The following is a 4,680-nucleotide window of genomic DNA, read 5'->3' on the forward strand; positions in this document are numbered from 1 at the left end:
TGACCGCCGAGTTTTCGGAGAAACTGGGATTCATTGTGACCTAGGCCTATTCCCTTCCGATGAACCGGACGGTAGGGCGAGCCTGTCCCCAGCGAGCCGATCCAGACGTGCTCAAAGCTCGTCGAGCGGCTCGCCGGGACGGACTCGCCCTACCGGCGATCGGTTCAAGGACCAAGTGCATGGCTCCGCGGCCATGGCAGCTTCCCATGAATCTTTCCTCCGGACCGTGGCCTTTAGGCCGCTTCAGCGCTGGACTCCGAAGAGTGCGCGGAAGCAGCCTGAAGGCTGCGGTCCGCACAATCTCAGGTTCATGGGCCATGTGCACGGCTCGAAGGCCGTGGGAGCTTCCCGTGAACTGTGCCCGCTCACCCCTTCCCTCTCCCCCAGTGGGGGAGAGGGTGTCCGTAGGACGGGTGACGGAGATTCCGAATGGTTCATGGGCCGAGCGCATGGTTCTGAAACCAAGGAAGCTCTCGACGATTAAGATTACGATTACGATTAGGAGTAAGAGCATAGTGGATTTCATTCTGGCGCTTTCAGCACGCTCACCAGATTAAGTTGATTGAGCCTGCGCAACACGAACAACGCCGACAAGCTCGAAGCAATCGTGACCACGAGCATCGCGAACGAGTAGTTCCCCGCTGTGAAAACCAGCGGCAATCGAACGGTCTCCGTATTCACGGCTTTCAAAATGACCGTGGCAAAACCGGTGCCGAGCAGCAATCCCAGCGGCACTGCCATGACCGCGAGAATGACCAGCTCGGTGATCAGAACTCCACCGACTTCGCGGCGCGAGAAGCCTACGACCCGAAGCGTAGCCAATTCACGCGCGCGTTCCGCGAGCGAAATGCGCGCGTTGTTATAGACCACGCCAAACGCCACGACCGTCGCGAAGGTGAGATAAATGCTTTGAATCAGGTTGATGCTGGCGGCGGTCGTTTGCCGGAAATTGGCGCGCATGGATTCCTTGACGCCCACCCAGCCGACCCGCGGCACGTCCTTCAAAGCCCGAAGAAAATCGCTCCGGCGCGCGGGATCAATTGTAAACGTCGCGCCGTTGATCACATCGCCTTCCCCGATCAGACGATTCAGACCGCCCAATTCTATGTACGCGGCCACGCCGGCAAAATCTTCTGCCAGGCCCAGCAACGGCACGGCCCGCAGCAGACGCTTGCCTTCGAGAGTTTCGACCACCAGGGTATCCCCAACTTTCGCGCCCAGCGCTTCCGCGAGTTTCGCCGAAACCACCAGACCGTCGGGCGACAATTCGATCTGCCGCGTGGCGGCGTCGATCACGCGGTCGTGTTGCCCGCCGTTGGGCAAACCCTGGATCATCAACTGCCGGCGCCGGTGCCCGAAATGAATGCGTACCGCCGCCCGCCGAAACGGCTCCACCACGAGCGTGCCAGGGAGTTGTCGCAAAACGTGCCGCACCTTCGCGCTGTCGGGCTCCACCAGACCGATCGCGATTTCCGCGCGTTGCACCACGTCCCATTGAAAATCGAGCACCGCGGCGACGCCGTCGCGAAAACAATTGGGCACGATCAAAATGCCGGTGGCGAGCGCCAACCCCGCGACGGTGAAGAGCGCTTGCATGGGTTTGCGCTCCAGATTGCGGACCGCGATGCGAAAGGTGTGGGACAGGAAATGCGCGATGCCGGTCCGTTCGATGAGCGCGGGCCGGTAATTCGCCGGCGGCTCCGGGCGCATCGCTTCGGCCGGCGGCAAGCGCGCCGCGCGCCGCACCGCCGTGAAGACTCCTACTACGGCCGCCCCGGCGCTGACGGCCAGGGCCATCACCAGCGCGGATCGATCCAGGCGAAACGTCAGATCCGGAAACCGGAAAAACATGTGGTACATTTCGACAATGCGCCGGCCCAGAACAATTCCGCCCAAGCCGCCCAGGACCGTGCCGCCGGCCACCATGACAAAGGCGAACTTCAGGTAGTGCAGCACGATCTGCCGGTTCGCGTATCCAAAGGCCTTGAGGATCGCGATTTGTTCCCGCTGCAGGTTCAGAAGCCGCGACAACACGGAATTGGTCATGAAGGCCGCCACGCTCAGAAACACGGTCGGGAACCCGATGGACAGAATGTGCAACACGCGGATTTCGTCCGAGACGCGAATGTGCGAGGGATGATCCGCGCGCCCATAGCTGCTGCGGCCGCCGTACGGCGCGAGCATCCGGTCGAGCGCGTCGATCACCGCGCGTTCCGCCGCGCCGGGCGCCAGCGTGAGCGCCAGATAATTGAACGCGCCGTCCAAATCATAGGCGGCAGCCAATTCCGAATACGGCATCCAGAAAAATCCGTAAGTGCGGTTGTCCGGCAGCGCCGCCCCGGGGCGCGACTCGAAGATAAGCTCGGGCGAAAGCACGAGGCCGGCGACGCGGAGTTCTTGGCGGCGGCCATTGAGCAGCAGGGCGATCCGGTCGCCGGGCTGAAGGCCGTTGGCTTGAGCGAATGCTTCGCCCACCAGCACTTCGCCGCGCCCTCCTTCGGCCAGCCACCGGCCCGTGCGGAGATAAAGGCGATTCAACTCCGGCTTTCCGAAGTCGGGCATTGAGCGAACCATCCCGCTCGCCGGTTCATTTAGACCGGGAATGTCCAGCGTGACCTGGACGGACAAACCCGCCTGCACCGCGGCCACGCCCGGAATGGCCGCAGCGCGCTCGGCGATGGAATTGGGCGCGCGTTTCAAGTGCGCGAAGACGTCTGCGAATCGGTGCAGTTCGTAGTATTCGCGGCGCGTAGTCTCCAAAGACTGAATCAAACTGCGCGACATGATCATCATGGCGAGGCCGCACGCCATGACCAGCGCCACGGCGACGGCCTGGCCTTTCATGTGGCTCAAGTCGCGCCAGAGCTTGCGGTCGAGATGAGAGATCATCGCCGTTTCACCAGTTCAAACTGCTGGCCGGCGCGCGGGCGGCGTTCTCGCGCACGTGATGGACGCGGCCGTCGGAGAAGTGGATCACGCGGTCGGCCATTTCCGCCATCACGGCATTGTGGGTGATGATCACCGTCAACGTGCCCAGTTCGCGATTGACGCGCTGAATGGCTTCCAGCACCACGATGCCGGTGCGCACGTCCAACGCGCCGGTGGGTTCGTCGCAAAGCAAAACTTCCGGTTGCTTGGCGATGGCGCGGGCGATCGCCACGCGCTGTTGTTCGCCGCCGGACAGTTGAGCCGGGAAGTGGTCCAGGCGCGCGCCGAGATTCACCAGCTCCAGCGCAGTTTCCGCGGGCATGGGAGCGCGGGCAATCTCCGTGATCAACGCCACGTTCTCTCGCGCGGTCAGGCTGGGGATGAGGTTGTAGAATTGGAACACGAAGCCGACGGATTCCCGCCGGAAGCGCGTGAGCCGGTCTTCGTCCGCCGCCGTCAGATCGGTGTCCCGATACCAGAGTTCACCGGTGGTCGGCACGTCCAGCCCGCCCAGATTGTTCAAGAGCGTAGTCTTGCCGCTGCCCGAGGGTCCGAGCAACACGACCAACTCGCCTTCGTAAAGATCGAGATCCACTCCGGCCAGCGCGTGGACTTCGGTCGTCCCGGAACCGTAAATTTTGGTCAGGCCGCGCACGCGAAAAATCTGCGCGCGCGCCAAGCGGGCCGGGGATTGGTTCGCTGTCGGAGCCATCACAAAGAGCCGAATAGGTAACAGCAGAACTGCGGCGCTTCAAGCAGTTCAATAAAGGGTTCCTCTTTGGCAGAGCAGGGGAAGCACGACTCGTCCGGGTGCCGATACGTTGCCGCACGAGAGTGGATGTATGACCAACGGCACCCGACCTGACAAGCGAGTTCCCACCGTCCCATCGTTCGCGCTGATTCTCTCGGCCTTCGGCGCGATCCAACTCGCCGCCGCGGAGGATCCGATCAAACCGAGCCCGGCGAATTTTACGAATTACGTGCAGCGCATTCCCGCCACGGACGCCTCGGTCGAAATGGTGGCGATTCCTGGAGGAACCATCACGATCGGCAGCGCGGAAGATGAAGCGGGCCGCGAAGCTTCGGACCCACCGCAAAAAACGGTCACCATCCAGCCCTTCTGGATGGGGCGCTATGAGATTACGTGGGAGGCATTCCTGCCCTATGTTTTTGGCGAATGGGACAAGTTCGAGAAACCCGAAGGCGAGGCCGATGGATTTTCGCGGCCCACCAAGCCGTACGGGTCGCTTTACCGGGAACACGGCAACAACAGGCATCCCGCGCTGGGGATGTCTCACTTTGCCGCGCGGCAGTTCTGCAAATGGATGAGCATGCGAACGGGCCAGGAGTTCCGCTTGCCCACGGAGGCCGAGTGGGAATATGCCTGCCGCGCGGGCACCAAAACACCGTTCTTCTGGGGCGACGATGCCACGCGCGCGGAGTCTTATGGCTGGTTTGCGGACAACTCCGATTACACGACTCATCCGGTCGGGAAAAAGGCTCCGAACAGGTTTGGGTTGTTCGACATCGTGGGCAATCTCGCGGAATGGTGCGAGCAAGAAGGAGAAGATGACCCGCGTGTCGCCCGGGGCGGCGCCTTCACCGAGCCGGTGGCGAAGCTGCGCAGCGCCGCGCGCCTGATCGATGTGCCCGAGTGGAATGCGCTCGATCCGCAAATCCCCAAGAGCATCTGGTGGCTGTCCTCGGCGGACTTCGTGGGCATTCGCGTCGTCCGTTCTTTGGCCGAACCGA

At 62.4% G+C, this 4,680-nt stretch carries 3 protein-coding genes; 1 reads left to right on the plus strand and 2 read right to left on the minus strand.

Annotated elements, in window-relative coordinates; genetic code table 11:
• Window positions 1-522: 522 nt before the first annotated feature.
• The gene (locus FJ398_26200) at window positions 523-2,889 is read right to left on the minus strand and encodes an FtsX-like permease family protein (protein ID MBM3841379.1); all 2,367 of its coding nucleotides are present in this window, start codon (window positions 2,887-2,889) and stop codon (window positions 523-525) included.
• A 7-nt stretch (window positions 2,890-2,896) separates the two neighbouring features.
• Window positions 2,897-3,640 carry an ABC transporter ATP-binding protein gene (locus FJ398_26205; GenBank protein MBM3841380.1) on the minus strand — a complete coding sequence of 248 codons (744 nt, stop codon included), beginning with the start codon at window positions 3,638-3,640 and terminating at the stop codon, window positions 2,897-2,899.
• A gap of 130 nt (window positions 3,641-3,770) precedes the next feature.
• On the opposite strand from FJ398_26205, the gene FJ398_26210 reads away from it, so the two are divergent.
• The coding region (locus FJ398_26210; GenBank protein MBM3841381.1) for a formylglycine-generating enzyme family protein at window positions 3,771-4,680 on the plus strand (910 nt) is incomplete at its 3' end.

The sequence above is a fragment of the Verrucomicrobiota bacterium genome (genome assembly GCA_016871535.1).
Classification (GTDB): domain Bacteria; phylum Verrucomicrobiota; class Verrucomicrobiia; order Limisphaerales; family SIBE01; genus VHCZ01.

Bases quoted from the DNA above. Each gene is read 5' to 3' on its own strand.
- FJ398_26205 (MBM3841380.1), bottom strand. From the start codon at position 3,640: ATGGCTCCGACAGCGAACCAATCCCCGGCCCGCTTGGCGCGCGCGCAG.
- FJ398_26200 (MBM3841379.1), bottom strand. From the start codon at position 2,889: ATGATCTCTCATCTCGACCGCAAGCTCTGGCGCGACTTGAGCCACATG.